Below are 18,248 nucleotides of genomic sequence, written 5' to 3' on the forward strand. Positions count from 1 at the left end.
GCTCAGGCTAGTGCCGGACGAGCAGACCAGACCGAAACCGACAGCCACACCAGCACCGCCGCGCACGCCACGTGCACCAGCGCGGACACCGGCGTGTCCGGCAGCACCGCGAACACCGCCAGCAGCACGAACCCGATCCCGTACCCCCAGGAAGGCACCGCCGGGAACACCCGCGCCCGCACCAGCGACACCCCGAACAGCACGCTGCCGACCACGAACACCAACGACCCGGCCTTCAGCACCAGAGCCGTCAACGGCGCCACCGGCCCGGGCGAGAAGAAGATCACCAGGTTCAACGCGAACGCCACCCCGGTGAAGACCCCGAGCCCCAGCAGGTTCGCCGCGAACGCGAACGCCCCGAACTGTCCCGACGCGTGCGCCTGATGCCCGTGCAACGCGAGCACGGCCGGTGCCCCGAAGGCCGTGCCCAACCCGATCACCGCACTGGTGAACGCCGTCTCGCCGGTGAAGGCCTCGACGGCCCCCGGCACCCCGATCGACAGCGCGAGCACGATCCCGCACGCTGCCCCGAACCTCGGCAAGTAGATGTTGTCCGTCACGCCGTCGAAGCTACGAAGACTCCATCAGCGCCCAGAAGTCCCGACCGGCCAACACAATCGCCGGAGGTCATGCCGTCAGGGGTGCCGTTCGGCACGTGCCTCCAGGTACGCCGCGACCCGCTGCACGCCCTCGGTCAGGTGTTCCGGCGAGGCCGCCAGCGACAGCCGCACGTAACCCTCGCCCAAGGCCCCGAACGCCGTTCCCGGCGCGATCGCCACCCGTTCCGAGGCGAGCAGCCCGAGCGCGAAGTCCCGCGCCGCACCGGGACTGGCGTCGCGGATGTCGACCCAGCCGTAGAACGCACCCGCGGGCGTCGGCATCACCAGCCCCGCCGACTTCGCCAGCTGCGCCACGAGGTCACGGCGTTCGCGGTAGCACGCCAGCATGTGCGCGACGCAGTCCTGCGTCCCGTCCAGCGCGGCGAACGCGGCGTGCTGGGTCGGCGCGTTGACGCACGCGACGATCGTCTCCTGCACCTTGGTGATCGTCGCGGCCACCGTGCGCGGCACGACGAGGTACCCGATGCGCCAGCCCGTCATCGCGTAGGTCTTGGAGAAGCTGTAGACGGCGATCGTGCGTTCCGGCGCGAACACCGCCGGGCTCGTGCACGGCGCGTCGAACACGATCTCGTCGTAGCACTCGTCGGAGATCAGCCAGAGGTCGTGCCGCCGCGCGAACTCCGCCAGTGCCTCGATCCGCTCGCGATCCGCGACCGTGCCGATCGGGTTGGACGGCGAGTTGACCACCAGCACCTTGGTGCGCGGCGTGACGAGGCCTTCCAGCACTTCCAGGTCCGGCTGGAACTCCGTGGCCGCCGTCAGCGGGTAGTGCACCGCCGAAAGTCCTTGGAGCTGGGCCATCATCACGTAGTTGGGCCACGCCGGGTCCGGCAGCAGCACCTCGTCGCCGGGTGCCGCCAACGCGGCCAGCGCGGCGTAGATGCCCTGCGTCGCGCCCTGGCTGACGAAGACCTGCCCGGGATCGGCCGCGAACCCGTTGCGCTGAAACACCTTCGCGGCCAAAGCCTCGCGCAGGAACGGCAGCCCGGTGTTCGGCACGTAGTGCGTGGCACCGTCCGAGGCCGCCCGCAGCCCGGCCTCGACGACGTGCGGCGGCGTGGCGAAGTCGGGGTCGCCGATCTCCAGCCGGATCACGTCCGGGCGGCCGAACGCCAGGTCCATCACCTCGCGGATGCCGGAGGCGGGCAGGGCTGTCGCCAGCGGGTTCACCCGGCGGCTCCTTCCGTGGTGCGGCGGCGGATCGTGGGTCCGAGCAGGAGCTGACCGCAGGCGGCGGCCAGGCACAGTCCGAAGCAGGTCAGCCACAGCACTGGTGCGCCGTGGACGAGCAGCTGCGTGCCACCCAGCGGCGCGGCGAACGCGGCCACGCCCCAGGCCGTGCCGTACACCCCGTTGTAGCGGCCGCGCAGGTGAGCGGGCGCGAGATCGGCGACGAGCGCGACGCCGACCGAGTGGATGATGATCTCGCCCAGCGTCCAGACGACCACGCACACCGCGTACGACCACGTCGTGGACGCGAAAGTCATTGCCCCGTAACCGATGCCGAGCACGGTGATGCCCACGGCGAGCGTCCGCGACCGGTCGAGTCCGCCGAGCCGATGCCCGATGAACGGCTGCATCACGACGATCGCGATGCCGTTGATCGCCATCACGATGCCGTAAGAAGCCGTCGACAGCCCGTCGGCGTTCATCGCCAACGGCAGTGTGGCCAGGCATTGCAGGAACGCGAACCCGGCGATCAGCGTGATCACGAAGACGGCGAGCATCGCCCGGTCCCGCAGCACGTCCGCGAAGCTGCCCGGCTCGGCGTCCTTCGCGACGACCCGCGAGCCGGTCTCCGGGATCGCCCGCCACACCAGCAGTCCGAAGAGGACGCACGTGGCGGCGTTGGCCCAGAACAACGTGCTGAACCCGGCCTTGGCCATCGTGCCGCCGAGCACCATGGCGACCGAGAAGCCCAGGTTCACCGCCCACAGCAGCAATCCGAACGCGCGGGTGCGTTCGGCGGCCGGCACGAGGTCGGCGACGATCGCCTGGGACGCAGGCCGGAACGAGTCGATCGCCAGGCCGAGCACCGCTGAGCACACGACGATCGCGGTGAGGCTCTCGGCGTACCCGAGGGCGAGCATCGTCGCGCCGGTGACCAGCATGCCGCCGGTCAGCGTGGCGCGACGACCGACCCGGTCGGCCAGGATCCCGCCGATGAGCTGCGAGAACATCTGCCCGACACCCACCACGGCGAGCACGACGCCCGCCGTGGTGACCGGCAGGTTCCGGCCGTTGGTCAGGTAGAGCGAGAGGAACGGCAGCACCATCGTGCCGAGCCTGTTGACCAGGGTGCCGGTCCAGAGGAACCAGAACGCCCTGGGCAGCCCGCCCAGTCTGGTGTGGACGAACTCAGCTGTTGCCGTCACCGCTCGATCCCTTGAAGGAACTGAAGGACTTGGTCAGCGCGCGCACGGTCTCGTCCGGCCCGACGAGCCCGACGGCGATCACGTCGAGCTCCTCCGTGCCGGACTTCCCGACCAGCTCGACGTAGGAGTCGAAGCTGTTGCTCAGTCCCCTGCCCGCGCTGCTGAACACCGCGTTCGGCACCCCCGCCTCGGTGGCGGCGCCGACGAGCTTCGTGACCTGGCCCGGCCGTCCGGTGAGGATCACCGTGTTGAACCGGATGCCCGCGTGCCGCACACCGTCGGCGTCGGTGACGCCCTTGCCCTCGAACAACTCCGGCTCCAGGTGGGCGAGCTGGCCCATCAGGATCGCGGCGGCGTTGGCCACGGCGGCGGCGTCGAGCGTCTTGTGCACCACGATGGCGGCACGGAGCAGGTCGGTCACACTTGATCCTTTCGGCGGAACACCACGAACCCCATAGGTGTGCCTGCGGACAACACCTTGACGGTGCGCAAACCGTAGTGGTCGGCCGAAGTCTGGTTCGTCACGGCGCCCGCCGGACCGTCGTGCTCCACGGCCTCGCGGCAGGCCGCGCTGTTCGACGTGGAGTACACGGCCTTGGTGACGCCGAGGGTCTCGACGAGCGTGCGGGTGGCCGGGTGGTGGTAGACGACGTCGAGTTCGTGCTCCTGCGTCCCCTCCGGCACGGCGAACACCATGTCCGGCAACGTTCCCAGGAACGTCTCGACCGCGTGCAGCACGGGGTCGAAGAAGAACCCGCGGATCTCGGGGTAGGCGGAAGGCACGAGCAGCACGTCGTGCCGTCCCTCCCGCACCCCGTCGGCGGCCAGTTCGAAGGCCGGATAACCGACCACCGATCTGGCGCGCCCGCGAGCCCACTGACGGCCGACGGTGACGCTGCAGGTCAGTCCGGCGGCGTCGTCGGCCAGCGTGGCCACGGAGTCGAACGGCGGGTCGAAGGCGAGGTCCTCGTGGAAGGCGGCAAGTCCTTGAGTCACCTGAAGCGGTCCCCTCAAACAGAATCGGTCAGTTCGTAGAAGCCCGCGCCGTCCAGGTACCTCGTCGTGCCCAGATCGCGCATGACGATCTCGTCCACCTCGTGCATGAAGGTGACGATGATCGGATAGGTCGTGTCGTCCACCGTGCGACGCAGGTGCTGGCCCGGTTTCGTGAGCTCCCACATCTCGTGGAAGCTCTCCAGCGCCTTGATCTGCTCGATCGCGCGGTAGCTCTTCAAAGTGCCCTCGACCGGTGAAATCAGTGCGGCCCAGGAGTAGTAGCGCTGGATCTCGTAGTCCTCGTCGGCCCGCGCGGTGAACCGGTCGGGACGCAGGCACGCGTCGACCAGCCAGTCGAACTGCGACTCGCCGATCGCGAGGCGCGCGTAGTGCGGCAGGTCGCCGCCGGACAGCCGGGCGCCGACCTCGATCAGGCACGGCCCCTGCGGCGTGAGCTTGAGCTCGACGTGCGCCGCCCCGTGCCGGATGCCGACGGCGTCGAGCACCGCGAACGCGTACTCGACCAGCGCGTCGTGGCGCGGGCCCCGGCGCGGCACCAGGTAGCAGGCGCCGGACAGGTCCGTGATGCCGTTGACCGAGAACCGCTGGCTCTTCCAGATGTCGCAGACGTGGTGCCGTCCGTCGAGGCTCACCGTGTTGATGATGAACTCCGCGCCGATCAGGTACTCCTGGGCGACCACGACGTCGTTGTCCTCGGAGAACAGGTTCTGCCGGCTGGTGATCGCGGTCAGCGCGGCGACGGACTGCTCGGGCGTGTCGCAGAACGACACCCCGTCACCACCGGCGCTGCGCACGGGCTTGACGACGATCCGTCCACCGAGCTCGCGGTGCCACCGCGCGAGTTCTTCCGGGTCACCAGTGCGGATCTGCTTCGCCGCCTTGAGCCCTGCGGCCCGGACGGTCTCGACCATGGTCGCCTTGTCCCTGCGCGCCAGGCTGAGAGCGGTTCCATTGCCGGGCACGCCGAGCGCCTCGGCGAGCACGTCGGTGAACGCCACCCCGTACTCACCGCCCGCGACCACCGCGACCGGGTCGTACTGCCGCAGCACCTCGACGGTCTTCTCCAGATCGCCGTCGTGCACCACGTTCTCGACGTAGTTCTCCAGCGTCGGCGAGGACGACCGGTACACGCCGGGCGCGTCGGGTGCGCTCTGCACCCGGACGCACCGCGCACCGGCGGCGATGAAGGCGGGAGCGATGTGCCGCGCGGTCTGCGGCACGCCGTGGTCAGCCGTCTCGTAGGTGTCCACGAGCACGACGAAGTCGTCGTCCAAAGTTGTTGCCCCCACTGGCATTCGAAGGGCGCCGGCCTCCCCAGGCAGCGCCAGCCGCGAACCTACCCGCGCGCCGAGCGTGGCGTGATGTCACAGCGGCTAATTGCCGATCGAACCACCCGATCAGCCTAGAGTGCCCACCATGTGGGCACTTCTCCGTCCACAGAGGACGATCAACCTCGCAATTCCGTCACGGCGGACAGCCCGCCGTACCGCGCGGCGAGCGCGGTGCCGATCGACGCCAGGTGCTCCAGCACCCCGGGCGGCCCGGTCACCTCGAGCCAGTCGACCAGCCCGGCGAGTTCACCGGCCAGCGCGTACTCGCTGTACCCGCGGATCACCACCTCGACGCGCCCACCGGCCGCCGCGCCCACTTCGAGCCGGTCCCCTACCACCATCCGGAGCAGCCCCGTCGCGTGCGGCACGCACAGCGCCCGCACCTCGACGGGCGTGCGCTTGCGGTCCACCTCGTCGGCGATCTCCCGCCAGCTCTCGGCCAGGTCGAAGCCGTCGGGCCGCTCCACCGGTTCGTCCGTCGGCTCCGCGCTCCACACGCGGTCGATCCGGAACGTCCGCCGCCCCGCCTCCGTCCCGGCGACGAGGTACCACGACGGCCCCTTCGCGACGATGCCCAGCGGATCCACGGTCCGCACGGTCTCGGCACCAGCCCGGTCGGCGTACCCGAGCCGCACCCGCACCCCGCGAATCACCGCGTCCTGCACCTCGTCGAGGAAGCGCGGCGGCCGTTGCTCGACCCGGCCCGCACCCCACCGCCCCGGATCCACGACCAACGACGACGAAGCCGCCTCCGCCTGCCCCCGGAACGGCTCCGGCAGGGCCTGCACGAGCTTGCGCAGAGCCGCTTTGACGGCCGGCGTGGCCGCCGTTGCCTGCCCTGCCACCAGGAACAACGCGCGCGCCTCACCGGCGGTCAACCCGGACAGGTCGGTCCGCGCACCGCCCACGAGCCGCCAGCCGCCACCTCGCCCCTGCACGGAGTACACGGGCACCCCGGCCATGCCCAGGGCGTCCAGGTACCGGCGAGCGGTCCGCTCGGACACCTCCAACTCCCGGGCGACCTCCGCCGCCGTCACCTGCCCCCGCCGTTGCAGCAGGAGCAGGACGGCCACCAACCGGTCAGTCCCCACGCCGGCAACATTCCCACGAAAACCGGTCACGAGCTGACCGGTTTCACTCCGCAAGATCCCCGCCATGACCTCTTTCCCGAAGCCCACCCTGATCCCGGTCAACGGCGTGGAACTCGAAGTCTTCGAAGCCGGCACCGGCACGCCCGTCGTGCTCTGCCACGGCTGGCCGGAGCACGCCTACTCCTGGCGTCACCAACTGCCCGCCCTGGCCGCCGCGGGCCACCACGTCATCGCCCCGAACCAACGCGGTTACGGCAACTCCTCACGCCCGTCCGAGGTGACGGCCTACGACATCGCACACCTGACCGGCGACCTGATCGCACTCCTCGACCACTACGGCTACGCCGACGCCACGTTCGTCGGCCACGACTGGGGCGCCTACGTCGTGTGGGCGCTGGCCCGCCTGCACCCGGCGCGCGTCAACAAGGTGATCAACCTGAGCCTGCCGTACCCCGATCGCGCGGCGATGCCGTCGATCGACTTCATGGAAAGCGTGCTGGGCGGCGACAACTACTTCGTCCACTTCAACCGGCACCCCGGCGTGGCCGACGCGCTGTTCGAGGCGAACACCGCCCACTTCCTCCGCAACCTGTACCGGACGCCCGCGTCCGCCATCCCGTTGATCGACCTGGCCACGGCGGAGCTCCAGCCCGGCGAGCCCGTGCTGACCGAGCCCGACCTGGCCGTCCTCGTCGACGCCTTCACGTCGTCCGGCTTCACCGGCGGCATCAACTGGTACCGCAACTTCGATCGCAACTGGGACCTGCTCCAGCACGCGGACCCGGTCGTCCACCAGTCCACGCTCATGATCTACGGCGACCGCGACACGATCCCGAAGTCGCCGAACCTCGAGGACTTCGTGCCCGGCGTGGACGTGATCAGCCTGGACTGCGGCCACTGGATCCAGGAGGAACGGCCGGACGAGACGACGCAGGCGATCACGAAGTGGTTGGCGCAGGAGGACTGACCGCTTCACCAGGCGCCGGGGTGGGAGGCATCGGGCGGGCCCCGCCAGCCCGGGAACGTGGGCCAGACGGGCAGGAACTTCTGGTTGGGATCGGGTGGCAGGAGCAGCGGGGCGCCGGTCTCCTGCTTCTGCGAGGCCGGGTGCCGCGAGCAGGTGGTCTCGTGCGCCGACGGTTCGAAGTCGGGGATCCACTGCCCGCACTCGGAACAGTACGACTGCTCCAGCAACGAGGTCTGCTGCTGGTCCTGGCGCACTCGTTGCGCTGCCTCGGTTTCCAGGCGCGACGTCCACAGCGCGCGCCGCAGCGGGGTCAGTTCCGGGTTGACGTCAGCCAGAGCGGACTTCCACTCCTGCAACGTCGGGCAAGTGTCGAGACCGCTGGACCACCAGAGCCTGCGGAACAGCGCGCCGAGCTGCGGCGCCTGACCGTCGAGGGCCGCCGCCACGGCGTCGAACTTCGCACCAGGCCTGCACAACTCGCGCGGGGCGAACAGGCTGTCGCTCATGGCGGCGGCCCTCAGTTCCGGGTGCTGCCAGACGACCATCTCGGTCAGCAGGACACCGCCCGCGAACCGGTCGCCGTACGGGTTGCGGCAGCCCAGGCCCACGTTCTTCGGGTGGGCGTACCCCGCAGTGCCGTCCGGCGGGGACCGCACCTCGACGAACGCCGGGTGGTACATGTCCTCGACGTCGATCAGCTCGATGCGCGGCCAGCCGTCGAGGTTCTGGACGAACACGTTGCTGCTCGAGATGTCCGCGTGGACGTACTCGTCGGACTCCAGCGCCGCGAGGACCATCGCGGTGTACCTCGCGAGCGCGAGGCAGTGGTCCTGTGTGAGGACGCGCCTCGACTCGATCAACGCCGTCCACGGTTCACCGTCGATCCACGGCATGAGGATCGCCCACGCGAGGCCGGGTTCACCGATGTCCTCGGCTTCGGCGACGTCGATCCAGCGCCGGGAGCACACGCTCAGCCCCGGCCTCGTCTTGAGGCTGTTGAGCTGGATGCTGGTCAGGATGTTCTCGCTGAGCGCGTACCGCTTCTTGAACACCTTCAGCGCCATGTGCCGGCCGTCGCGGATGACCTTGTAGACGGTCGCCTTCTTGCCGACACGAGCGTAGGCGACCGGATCGCCCGTCCTGAGGTAGTCGTCGGCCACCAGCCGCAAACTGCCCGTCTGGAGCTTCATCGGCTGCGACAACCACTGATGGCCCCGGAACTCGTGGTAGCGCGCGCTCACTGCCGGTACGTCCGCACGTCGCCGACGTGCAGCCAGGCGCTCTCCCAGTCCGTCCCGGCCGACCGCAGGTAGACCGAGTACTCCTGGTGGACCTCGACCTGGGCCTCGTTCCGGCGGAACGGCACGATCTTCAGCCTGCCCTCGTCATCGACCAACTGCACGTGGTACGTCTTCGCGCCACGCACCGCCGTCCAGCGCAGGTGCAGAAGCGAGTGCTCCTGGTCGTAGTCGACCTTGACGTCGCGTGGGGGCTTGGCCACGGCCCTGTACCTGGACACTTCAAAGCGCAGCTGACGGGATTTCGGCTCGATCGTGTGCTCGACCAGCGGGTTCTCGATCATTCTGCGGTCGCCCCACCTGCCTGGCTGAGCCGCGGCCAACGCTCGCAACCGCACCCAGCTGGTGCTTCCCGGCAACTGCGGCAGCACGAACGCCGTCGTGGTCAGCAGGTGGTAGTCGATCGGGTTCTGGAATCCCAGGTCCTCGCCGATCTGCAGGTGGTAGCCGACGGCTCCGGTCGTGCTGGTCCAGCGCAGTACGCCCTCAGTCAGGTGCCACTCCGGCGGCTCGGGCCCGTCGACGACTTCTTCGTCGGCGTTCTCGTCCTCTACGCCTTCCCCTTCAGCCCCTTCGTCTTCTTCGGGTGCGAACGCCTCTTCGGTGCCCCCCTCGTCGGCCGGCGTGTCGACCGGAGGCATCGCGGACGTGTCCAGTGCGATGTCGACCAACGCCGTGTCATCGGAGCTCGCCTTCGCGGCCAGCCCGGCCAGGACCGGTTCCAGCTCGGCGTCGGACAGCCTGACCACCGAGGACAGCCCTGCCAGCACTCCGTCCGAACAGGCGATGACGCGCGCGGCCTCGTCCGCCGACATCACCCTGGTCTGCACGCGACCACGCGGACCGAGCCGGGTGGACCAGCGGTCGGCGGTGCTCCCGGTCAGATCCAGCTCGCTGCCATCCGGTGCCACCACGCGCAGGCAGGCGTCTCCGAGCCAGGCCAGCGCGACCTGGGCGGGTCCCTCCTCCGGCCAGTCGATCCGGCCGCAGGCGAGCATGGCCTCGCTGCCGTACTTGCGCTTCTCCTCGAGCACCTCGCGCACCAGACTGTTCGGGCGTCCCGGGATGCCGAGTTTCAAGATCATCGGGTGGAACTTCTTCGCGATCCACTTGAGGTAGTCCGTCAGCTCGTCGCGCAACTCCGACTCGGACCGCGGCGGCGGTCGTCCGAACATCCAGCCGGTGACCAGGCGGGCCAGCATCTCCGCGGCACGATCTCCTCTGAACGAGGAACCGACTCCGTCGGTGACCGCGAAGCAGATCCGATCCGGCTCGTGTTGCACGACCAGGAAGTCCTGCGTCGGTTCGCTGCGGCTCGCGCTCTCCGCGGATCTGTCGACCGCCAGCCTGACGACGGCCCGTGCCGTCTCGATCCGGGTGAGAGGCTGGCGAAGATGCGGGTTCGGCTCGAAGTAGCCCAGCGTGAGTTTCCCTGCTTGGTCAGCGTCGGACGATGAGGTCATGCCTGCACCGCGCCTCTCAGACCGTGGGAGTCATGCCGGACATGGTGAACGCGGCCTCGATCATCTCCGGCGTGTCGCCCGGGAACATCAGCCGCGCGTCCGGCCGCAGGCTGTACCCCTTGTCGCTGAACAGGTTCAGGTAGCTGGCCGGGATTGGTGACGACATGGAGAACAGCTGCTTGGCGGTGTCCCCGCTCAAGTCGTCCTCCGACACGACACCGGGCCACTCGTAGGGATCGGTGACGGGCCGGTGCAGCGCGTCCGCGTCGAAGAACACGTTCTCCACCAGCACCGGGCCGTCCGGGAAGGCCATCTGCTTGATGCGTTCGACCACGGGCAGCGGATCGTCGCCGTTGTACTGGCCGTCGGTCAGGTGGCAGACCAGCGGTGCCGGGCAGTCGCGCAGGGCGGCCCGCTCGCCGATGATCAGCTGCTCGGCCGCGGCGAACGCCTTGGCCGTGTTGGTCAAACCGCTCGGTTCCAGCACCGGAACGCCGCGTTCGACGACGTCGGTGATGGCCCGCGGCCCGCCGAGCACGTCCTGGACCTGCCCGTTGTAGGCGTAGATAGCGATCCGGTAGCGCGGCGCGGGCACCGGTCCTTTCATGGACCGGATCACCATCTCGCGGACGACCTGGGTGAGGGTGGCGGACACGAGGTGGATCTTGCGGACACCGTTCACCTCGGCGTTCATCGAGGAGCTCTTGTCGAGCAGGTAGATGATCAGCGCCGGCGCAGTGCTCGTCGCGGCGACTTCATAGGGCATCGTTCACACTCCTGGCAGGGGCGGTGGGAAATTCGTCGGTGGGAATGCACACGTCGGTCGCCGCGGCCACCTCGGCGGCGACCCTGCCGAGGTACTCCACGATCTCGCCGGGCGACGGGAGCCCGCGATGCACCGGAATCACCTCGAAGGAGCACTCCGTCGCGACCTCCGCGCCCCAGTCGGCGACGCGGCGCGGCCAGTCGGCCGGGACCGCCGTGCGCCCGGTCGCGATCCGGAAGTGGCGCTCTCCCTCGCTGATCAACCGGATGAGGCGGTTCACCGCCGCGTCACCGAGTTCGGCGGTCTGCTTGACCTCGCGCAACCCGGCCCGGAACCGCGTCAGGTCCAGGACCTCCGGAGTGGACGCGGACTTCGTCTTGGGTGGAACTGGCTTCGTCTTGGGTGACTCGGGCTTCGGCTTGGCTGACACGGGTTTCGGCTGTCGCACGCGCACCCGGCCGGTAGCTGTCGCGGACACCAGCGCGCTGTTGCTCGTCTTGCCCCGCACGGCGATCGTCACCTTGCCCCCGCGATCGCCGTAGTGGTTGCGGAACTCGATCTGACGTTCCTCGTCCGGCACGAGCGCGAACGGCCCGCACAGCTGCGTACCGGAGGCGTCGGTCACCTCGATGACCTCCACCGGTTCCTGACCGTCGTTGGTCACCGCAACGGTCCAGATCACCTCGGTATGAGGCGCGACCCGTCCTTTGTGCGGCTTGACCACGACCGCGAGGGAGCCGACGACTTCCGGATCCCGTTGCCCCGAAGGCACTTCCCCTGCCGGCGACTCCCCCACGCCCAGCGCCGTGAGTGCCTGCTTCGCACGTTCGCGGACGCGGTTGCTGTCGTCGGCCTCGGCCACGCGCCGCAACTCGGCCACCGCGACCGCCTCGAGTCCGTCCTCGGTGCCTGCCAACAGCTCTGCCTCGAGTTGCTCCACGCCCGCGATGCGCCCCTTGGGCAGCTGCTGCCTCATCAACGCGACGTAGTAGTCCGGCAGCGCGGCCTCGGCGTACGCGGCGTTGCGGAACAACTTGTACCGCGAGACCGGCTGCCCGTCCTCCTGCTTCGGCGAGTGCACCTCGGGCAGCGTCCCGCTCCCGCCGTGCTGGTCCGCGATGAGCTGCCGGACCCGTTCGCCCACCATCTCCAGCGACAGCAGCGGCCCCTTCTTCTCGATCCCGCACCGCAGCACCTTCAGCACAGCCCCCGAGAACATGGTGTAGCGGGAGCCGTTCGGACTCAGCGCCACGTCGTCCTTGGAGGACGCCGCGAGCAGTGCCGTACCGGAACTGGGAAACACCGCGGACACCTTCGTCTCGATCAGATCGCCGGGATCGTCGGTCTGGAACTCGCGCAGCGCCTCACCGGCAAAACAGCAGTCGAGGATCACGTAAACCCGCTTGCCGAAGTACCGCTTCACCACCTGGGCGAGAGCACTCACCCGCAACCCGCCGAGCTCCTCGAACTCGGCCCGCGTGCTGCGCAACGTCAGGTAGTAGTCGCGCTGACTGAGAAAACCACCGTGACCGATGTAATAAATGATGAGGTCGGTCGCGGTGGCCTCGTGCTCTTTCAGGAAATCCCCGATGGCATACCCCAGCTCCGCCACGCACTCCTCGCTGTCGAACAGGTTCTTGACGTGGTAGACACCACGACCAGGCTGCCCGGAGAAGTACGCGGCGATGTCCTCGGCGGAGTTGCGAAACGCCTCCGACCTGCCCAACTTGGGCAGTCCGGGAAACTCGCCGGCGCCGAGGATCAGGACCAGGTGCACAGGGGATTCGGTCACGGAGCGCCGATCGACGACCGCAACGCCTCGGCGGTCTTCGCCACGTCGATGTTGGACGCCGCCGACCCGCGAGCGATGACCTCACCACCGTTGGTCTTGATGACGACGGAGTCACCGCGCTTGGCCACATACGTGTAGATCGCCTTGGCCACGATGATGGCCACCTCGGTACCGAGCACGAGCAGCAGCGTGGCCCCGAAGTCCTGCGTGTCCTCACGTTCCTTGACCACGCTCACCTCAGCGCGCCCGCGCACCACCTGCTCGATGGCGGCCTGCAGCTCGGCGGCGGCCCGATTGCCCTCCGCAGCCGTCAGACCCTCGAACTCGACGCGGACAGCCGCGGTCGGCTCGACCTGCATCTGATCATCTCCTCGTTCGGACCGATACGCACTGCCCCCTTGCATCGCCGCACCCGCCGAATTCGTGACGCTGATCGGGTCACAAATGTGCGATCCCCAAACCAAACCCGCGACCAGTGCGCCAATCGAGTGAAAACAACCCGATCGAGTGACGAACTACGCGCGTCCGGCGATTCAAGCCTGAAGCACGTTAGCCACGAAGCCGTCAATGTCGCCAAAGTCGCGCAACAATCCGCCGTGCCAATAGTTGGACAAGCCTTCGGCCAAGGATTGGCCACTTTCCAGCTCAAAGCGAATAAACGGCAACCCGAAGGCATACCTCGGTAACGCCGCATAGGACTTCGCGATGTCTTGACCAGAATCCGGCAGGAGATCGCACGGAACAGCGAGCCGCTGCCGCACCGCACACCCGGCAACGCGCCGCTAGTTGGCTCGCATGCGTCTGGTGTCGTACGCCCACATCGCGATCTCCACGCGGTTGCGGGCGCCGAGCTTGGTCATCAACGACGCGACGTGGAACTTGACCGTGCTCAGGCCGACGTAGAGCTCGGCGGCGATCTCGGCGTTGGTCCGGCCGCGTGCCACCAGCGCGAGCACTTCCTCCTCGCGTTCGGTGAGCGGGTCGACGGGCTGGACCGGCATCGCCGGCGACTGGTCGGCGAAGATCGCCAGCAGTCGGCTGGTGACGTTGGGGGCGATCAGCGCGTCCCCGTTCGCCGCCGCGTGGATGGCCTGCACGAGGAGTGCCGGGCCGGCGTCCTTGAGCAGGAACCCGCGGGCGCCGGCGCGCAGGGCTCCGAGGACGTACTCGTCGAGGTCGAAGGTGGTGATCACGACTACCGCCATCGGGTCCGGCACGTCCGGGCCGGCCAGGCGCCGCGTCACCTCCACGCCGTCGATCCCTGGCATGCGGATGTCGGCGAGGAGGACGTCGGGGCGCAGCCGGGTCGCCAGGTCGAACGCCGCGAGTCCGTCCGCCGCCTCCCCCACGACCTCGATGTCGGGTTGCGCGCCGAGGATCATCACCAGCCCGGCGCGGACCAGGTCCTGGTCGTCGGCCACGACAACGCGGATGCTCATCCCAACGCCTCCACCGGCAGCACGGCCTCGACCACCCAGCCGCCCTCGGGCCCCGGTCCGGCGGTGAGCGATCCGCCGAGGAGCTGGGCGCGTTCGGCCATGCCCAGCAACCCGTACCCGTGCTCCGCGGCCGGCTCGGTCCGTCCGTCGTCGCTGACCCGCAGCCTCACGACGGCGCCCTCCCGACGCACGTCGATCCTGACTCGGGTCGCGCTCCGGGCGTGCCGCACGGCGTTGGTCAGCGATTCCTGTGCCAGCCGGTACAGCGCGGCGTCCACGGGTCGTGCCAGCCGGGTCAGCGAACCGTGCAGCGAGACCTCGACGGCGGGCGTCGCGTCGGTGCGCGCCAGAGCCGGCAGATCCGCCACGCCCGACTGCGGTGAGTAGGCGACGGCTTCCTCTTCTCGCAGCACCCGCACCATGGTTCTCATCTCCGCCAGCGTCCGCGACGCCTCGGACTCGATCGCGGCCAGGACCTCGGCGGCCTTCTCGGGCTGGATGCCCGCGACCACTCCACCGGCCTGCGCCTGCACCGCGATGGCCGACACGTGGTGCGCCACCGTGTCGTGCAACTCTCGCGCCAACGCCACGCGCTCCTGATTGCGGATCTCGCGCTGCTGGCGGTGCCAGAGGTCCGCGCGATAGCGGAACACGGCCGCGAGGGCGACGAACAACAACAAGAGAACGCTGCCACCGAAAGCATCGGCCCAACCCGCTGCGGCGACGTACATCCCCAGCGCGACAACGGCGGCCACGAACGCCGTCCCCAGGACCATCTCCCGCCCCGACCCCCACCGCACCAGCGAGTAGAGCAGGACCAGGACGGCCATCATCGAGTAGAGGCCGATGTCCCCGGAGTACGCGGTCAGCTGGAGCACCGAGAGCAACCCGACGAAGCCCCACCCGACCAGAACGGCGGTCAGGGGGCGGGCCCGCCGCCAGAACAGGACAGGCGCCAGCCCCAGGGCGAGCACCGTCACGAGGGGCTGCCAGGCCAAGCCGGGCCGAGCGACGCCCTCGGCCAAAGCCGCGACCGCGAACACCCCCACCAGCACCCGGTCGAGACGACCGACGGGTGGCGCGTCAGCGGGTCGCGGCTCCCGCCAGATCGAACGCCAGACAGTGACCACGGCACCAGCCTAGGGATCGTCGCGCCCCGGCGTACCAGCCAAAAGAACAGGAGCGAGCCCGTGCCATCGGCCAGGCGAACTCCGGCCTCCGGACCGGGGCGCCCGCGGCCGGGCTCGGCGATCGTGGGGACCTGCCGATCTTCACCCACGACCACGGAGCACATGATGAGCACACGTCACCCCGCCACCCTGGAAGACGAGCGGGTCTCAGTGAGAGTCAAGCTCGCCGCAGCGTGGGCGAGCCTGATGTTCCTGTACGTCTACGTGGACATCCTCAACTTCTTCACCCCTGGCGTCATCGAGGAGATCCGCGCCGGCAAGGTCTTCGAGTTCGACGTCTCCCAGACCTTCTCGACCTCGGCGCTGACGCTCATGTCCGTCCCGGCCTTCATGGTCTTCCTGTCGGCGACGCTCCCCGCCCGGGCGAACCGCATCACGAACCTCGCCGTCGCCGCGCTCTACGTCCCCGTCACGGTGTTCAACGCGGTGGGCGAGTCCTGGCTGTACTTCTACGGCCTCGGCATCGTGCTGGAACTGGTCCTTCTCGCCCTCATCGTGCGGTACGCCTGGAGCTGGCCCCGCACCGCGTCGTCGACGACCCGCCTGGACCGCGGACCCGTTCGCGCCCAACAACAAGCGTGACCAAGCACCAAAAACAAAAGAACCCCTCTGATCCGCGTAATCGCAAATCAGAGGGGTTCTTCGAAAAGTGGAGCTGAGGGGACTCGAACCCCTGACCCTCACACTGCCAGTGTGATGCGCTACCAGCTGCGCCACAGCCCCTTGAAGGTCCACGTTCCCGGCGGGTTTCCCCGTCGTTCTCGTGTGGCAATACCGTACATCACCTGTGCCACAAGATAAAAATCGGGGGTATCCAAAGCGCATTCGGCCTGGTAGGACCGGGTGATGACCGCCGGAGCACCTCCCAGCACCAAGATCGGGGACATGGCCCCCGAGGCCCTGCGTGAACTGCAGGAACAGCGGCTGCGCGCCATGATCGACCTGCTGCTGAGCACCGACAACCTGCAGGCGCGCAGACTGCGGGAAGTCGGAGTGACGCGCGGCACAGATGTGCGGCTCGACGAGATCGGCGGCCTGCCGACGATCAGCAAGCAGGACCTGTGGGACCACTACCCGTTCGGGCTCCGAGCCGCGGCCGAAGAAGACATCGTCTGCGTGCACGGGTCGTCGGGAACGGGTGGCCGGCCGACGCTCATTCCGTACACCGCGAACGACGTGGAGGTCTGGTCCGAGGTGATGGCCAGGGCGCTGGAAGGTGCTGGGGCCACCAGGAAGTCGACCGTCCACAACGCGTACGGCTACGGGCTTTTCACGGGCGGGCTCGGGGTGCATCACGGCGGGCTCAGGCTCGGGGCGACGGTCATCCCGATGTCCGGCGGCATGACGGAACGGCAGGTGCGGCTCATCGAGGACCTGAAGCCGGATGTGTTGTGCTGCACGCCGTCCTACGCGCTCAGGCTCGCCGAAGACCTCGACCAGAACAACTCCGTCAAGGTCGGCATCTTCGGCGCCGAGCCGTGGACTGACGAGATGCGGCGGGAGATCGAGCAACGCCTGGGCATCAGGGCGTTGGACATCTACGGGCTGTCGGAGATCATCGGGCCCGGGGTGGCGTGCGAGTCGTTGGACTCGGAGGGGCTCCTCAACATCGCGGAAGACCACTTCTATCCCGAGACGCTGGACGGCGAGCTGGTCTTCACCACGCTCACCAAGACCGGGATGCCCCTGCTCCGGTACCGGACCGGGGACGTGGCGACGCTGCACGAACCGAGGAACGGCCCGCTCCGCCGGATGAGCAAGCTCAAGGGGCGCAAGGACGACATGCTGGTCATCCGGGGTGTGAACGTGTTCCCCACGGAGATCGAGGCCGTGGTGCTGGAACTGGCGAGCCCGCACTACCTGATCGTCGAGGACCGCCGGACGACGACGGCGCAGCTGCACGTCGTGGTGGAGTCCACTGAGGACGTCCGAAGCAGACTGACGGAGAAGCTCAAGGAGCGGCTGGGGATCACGTGCCGCGTGCTCGTGCTCGAGCCCGGGAAGGTGCCGCGGACCGAGGTGGGCAAAGCACAGCGCCTGGCCCGGTGGACGCAGGGCCAGGCGCCGATCAACGGTCTTACCTAGTCAGGTCGGACAGCCAGTTCTTGTTGTCCAGGTCGATCAGCTTGCCGCCGGAGGCGACGCTGGGCGTGCCGCGGAAGCGGCCCGACTCGGCGTCGCGCAACGCCGGGTCGTTGCTGGTCTTGGACATCAGCTCGTCCAGCTGGGTCTTGTAGGTCTGCGAACGCACGCAGGACTCGAAGCCGGTGGCAGTCACGCCGACGTCCTTGCCCAGCTTGATGAGCTGGTCCTGGGTGTAGCCGGCTTCGCCTTCCTCGGGCTGCTTGGCGAACAGCGCCGCGTGGAACGCGTTGAACTTGCCGTCGTCGGCCACGCACAGCGCGGCGTTGGCCGAGTCCGTCGAGTAGCCCTCGGGGCTCGACAGGCGGTTCAGCATCGGCAGGATGTTGTACCGGATCTTGACCTTGCCGTCCTCGACGGCCTTCTTGATGTCGGTGCCGTAGGTCTTCTCGAACGTGCCGCAGATCGGGCACAGGAAGTCCTCGTACACGTCGACCGTCACGGTGGCGGTGTCCTTGCCGACGAGGACGGTGTTGCCCTCGCGGACGGCGGGCGCCGAGATCGTGTGGTCGGCCGGTGCCAGCGGAATGGCGTCCGTGGCCGACGTGTCGGGTTTCATCTGCTGGAAGACGACGTACCCGATGACGGCGACGGCCAGCACCGCGACCACGGCGATGCCGGCGATGACCTTCGTCCGGTCAGAACCGCCACCCGTGCCGCGTGCGGCGGCCACCGCGAGCGCGGCCTGCTTCTTCTTCCGCGCACTGCGCTCTGCTCCACCCACGGCGACGAGGGTAGCGACACAAACTAAAAGAAA

At 68.7% G+C, this 18,248-nt stretch carries 19 protein-coding genes and 1 tRNA gene; 3 read left to right on the forward strand and 17 right to left on the reverse strand.

Annotation, left to right across the window (positions count from 1 at the left end; translation table 11 throughout):
- Positions 1-2: 2 nt before the first annotated feature.
- From JNUCC0626_RS27100 to JNUCC0626_RS27130, 7 genes are all read right to left on the reverse strand, one after another.
- Positions 3-560: a hypothetical protein gene (locus tag JNUCC0626_RS27100; RefSeq protein ID WP_394613584.1), complete on the reverse strand. Its 558-nt coding sequence runs from the start codon at positions 558-560 to the stop codon at positions 3-5.
- Between the two features lie 75 nt (positions 561-635).
- Positions 636-1,790, reverse strand: coding sequence for a pyridoxal phosphate-dependent aminotransferase (locus JNUCC0626_RS27105; RefSeq protein WP_394613585.1), 1,155 nt, complete (start codon positions 1,788-1,790; stop codon positions 636-638).
- Positions 1,787-2,995 (reverse strand): MDR family MFS transporter, encoded by a 1,209-nt coding sequence (locus tag JNUCC0626_RS27110; protein ID WP_394613586.1) that lies wholly within the window; start codon positions 2,993-2,995, stop codon positions 1,787-1,789. The genes JNUCC0626_RS27105 and JNUCC0626_RS27110 overlap by 4 nt, the downstream gene beginning before the upstream one ends.
- Positions 2,979-3,416, reverse strand: coding sequence for a DUF2000 family protein (locus JNUCC0626_RS27115; protein WP_394613587.1), 438 nt, complete (start codon positions 3,414-3,416; stop codon positions 2,979-2,981). Before JNUCC0626_RS27115 ends, JNUCC0626_RS27110 begins: the two co-directional genes overlap by 17 nt.
- On the reverse strand, positions 3,413-3,991 hold the full coding sequence (locus tag JNUCC0626_RS27120; RefSeq protein ID WP_394613588.1) for a hypothetical protein: 579 nt from the start codon (positions 3,989-3,991) through the stop codon (positions 3,413-3,415). The genes JNUCC0626_RS27115 and JNUCC0626_RS27120 overlap by 4 nt, the downstream gene beginning before the upstream one ends.
- Positions 3,992-4,005: 14 nt before the next feature.
- Positions 4,006-5,286: an ATP-grasp domain-containing protein gene (locus tag JNUCC0626_RS27125; protein WP_394613589.1), complete on the reverse strand. Its 1,281-nt coding sequence runs from the start codon at positions 5,284-5,286 to the stop codon at positions 4,006-4,008.
- A gap of 173 nt (positions 5,287-5,459) precedes the next feature.
- The gene (locus JNUCC0626_RS27130; protein WP_394613590.1) at positions 5,460-6,434 is read right to left on the reverse strand and encodes a helix-turn-helix transcriptional regulator; all 975 of its coding nucleotides are present in this window, start codon (positions 6,432-6,434) and stop codon (positions 5,460-5,462) included.
- Positions 6,435-6,498: 64 nt separating this feature from the next.
- Here JNUCC0626_RS27130 and JNUCC0626_RS27135 point away from each other — a divergent pair, with 64 nt between their 5' ends.
- Entirely contained in the window at positions 6,499-7,401 is a 903-nt protein-coding gene (locus JNUCC0626_RS27135; protein WP_394613591.1) for an alpha/beta fold hydrolase, read from the forward strand.
- 5 nt (positions 7,402-7,406) lie between these two features.
- Here JNUCC0626_RS27135 and JNUCC0626_RS27140 read toward each other — a convergent pair whose 3' ends face one another.
- From JNUCC0626_RS27140 to JNUCC0626_RS27175, 8 genes are all read right to left on the reverse strand, one after another.
- Complete coding sequence (locus tag JNUCC0626_RS27140) at positions 7,407-8,642, reverse strand: hypothetical protein (protein ID WP_394613592.1); 1,236 nt, start codon at positions 8,640-8,642, stop codon at positions 7,407-7,409.
- The gene (locus tag JNUCC0626_RS27145; RefSeq protein WP_394613593.1) at positions 8,639-10,162 is read right to left on the reverse strand and encodes a protein phosphatase 2C domain-containing protein; all 1,524 of its coding nucleotides are present in this window, start codon (positions 10,160-10,162) and stop codon (positions 8,639-8,641) included. The genes JNUCC0626_RS27140 and JNUCC0626_RS27145 overlap by 4 nt, the downstream gene beginning before the upstream one ends.
- Before the next feature lie 16 nt (positions 10,163-10,178).
- On the reverse strand, positions 10,179-10,928 hold the full coding sequence (locus JNUCC0626_RS27150) for a VWA domain-containing protein (RefSeq protein ID WP_394613594.1): 750 nt from the start codon (positions 10,926-10,928) through the stop codon (positions 10,179-10,181).
- Positions 10,918-12,720, reverse strand: a complete 1,803-nt coding sequence (locus JNUCC0626_RS27155; RefSeq protein ID WP_394613595.1) for a caspase family protein — start codon at positions 12,718-12,720, stop codon at positions 10,918-10,920. The genes JNUCC0626_RS27150 and JNUCC0626_RS27155 overlap by 11 nt, the downstream gene beginning before the upstream one ends.
- Positions 12,717-13,079: a hypothetical protein gene (locus tag JNUCC0626_RS27160; protein WP_394613596.1), complete on the reverse strand. Its 363-nt coding sequence runs from the start codon at positions 13,077-13,079 to the stop codon at positions 12,717-12,719. Before JNUCC0626_RS27160 ends, JNUCC0626_RS27155 begins: the two co-directional genes overlap by 4 nt.
- A gap of 174 nt (positions 13,080-13,253) precedes the next feature.
- Positions 13,254-13,481 carry a hypothetical protein gene (locus tag JNUCC0626_RS27165; RefSeq protein WP_394613597.1) on the reverse strand — a complete coding sequence of 76 codons (228 nt, stop codon included), beginning with the start codon at positions 13,479-13,481 and terminating at the stop codon, positions 13,254-13,256.
- 21 nt (positions 13,482-13,502) lie between these two features.
- Positions 13,503-14,159 (reverse strand): response regulator, encoded by a 657-nt coding sequence (locus JNUCC0626_RS27170; protein WP_394613598.1) that lies wholly within the window; start codon positions 14,157-14,159, stop codon positions 13,503-13,505.
- Complete coding sequence (locus tag JNUCC0626_RS27175; RefSeq protein ID WP_394613599.1) at positions 14,156-15,289, reverse strand: sensor histidine kinase; 1,134 nt, start codon at positions 15,287-15,289, stop codon at positions 14,156-14,158. The genes JNUCC0626_RS27170 and JNUCC0626_RS27175 overlap by 4 nt, the downstream gene beginning before the upstream one ends.
- A gap of 165 nt (positions 15,290-15,454) precedes the next feature.
- Between JNUCC0626_RS27175 and JNUCC0626_RS27180 the strand changes: the two genes are divergently transcribed.
- Entirely contained in the window at positions 15,455-15,931 is a 477-nt protein-coding gene (locus JNUCC0626_RS27180; RefSeq protein WP_394613600.1) for a DUF6326 family protein, read from the forward strand.
- A 68-nt stretch (positions 15,932-15,999) separates the two neighbouring features.
- Here the strand turns inward: JNUCC0626_RS27180 and JNUCC0626_RS27185 are convergent.
- Positions 16,000-16,072 (reverse strand) — tRNA-Ala (locus JNUCC0626_RS27185).
- 123 nt (positions 16,073-16,195) lie between these two features.
- Here JNUCC0626_RS27185 and JNUCC0626_RS27190 point away from each other — a divergent pair.
- Positions 16,196-17,434: a phenylacetate--CoA ligase family protein gene (locus tag JNUCC0626_RS27190; RefSeq protein WP_394613601.1), complete on the forward strand. Its 1,239-nt coding sequence runs from the start codon at positions 16,196-16,198 to the stop codon at positions 17,432-17,434.
- On the opposite strand, the gene JNUCC0626_RS27195 is transcribed toward JNUCC0626_RS27190, so the two are convergent.
- The gene (locus JNUCC0626_RS27195) at positions 17,427-18,215 is read right to left on the reverse strand and encodes a DsbA family protein (RefSeq protein ID WP_394613602.1); all 789 of its coding nucleotides are present in this window, start codon (positions 18,213-18,215) and stop codon (positions 17,427-17,429) included. The two genes, JNUCC0626_RS27190 and JNUCC0626_RS27195, sit on opposite strands and share 8 nt — an antisense overlap.
- Positions 18,216-18,248: the final 33 nt, after the last annotated feature.

It is taken from the genome of Lentzea sp. JNUCC 0626 (assembly GCF_043632865.1).
Taxonomy (GTDB): Bacteria; Actinomycetota; Actinomycetes; order Mycobacteriales; family Pseudonocardiaceae; genus Lentzea.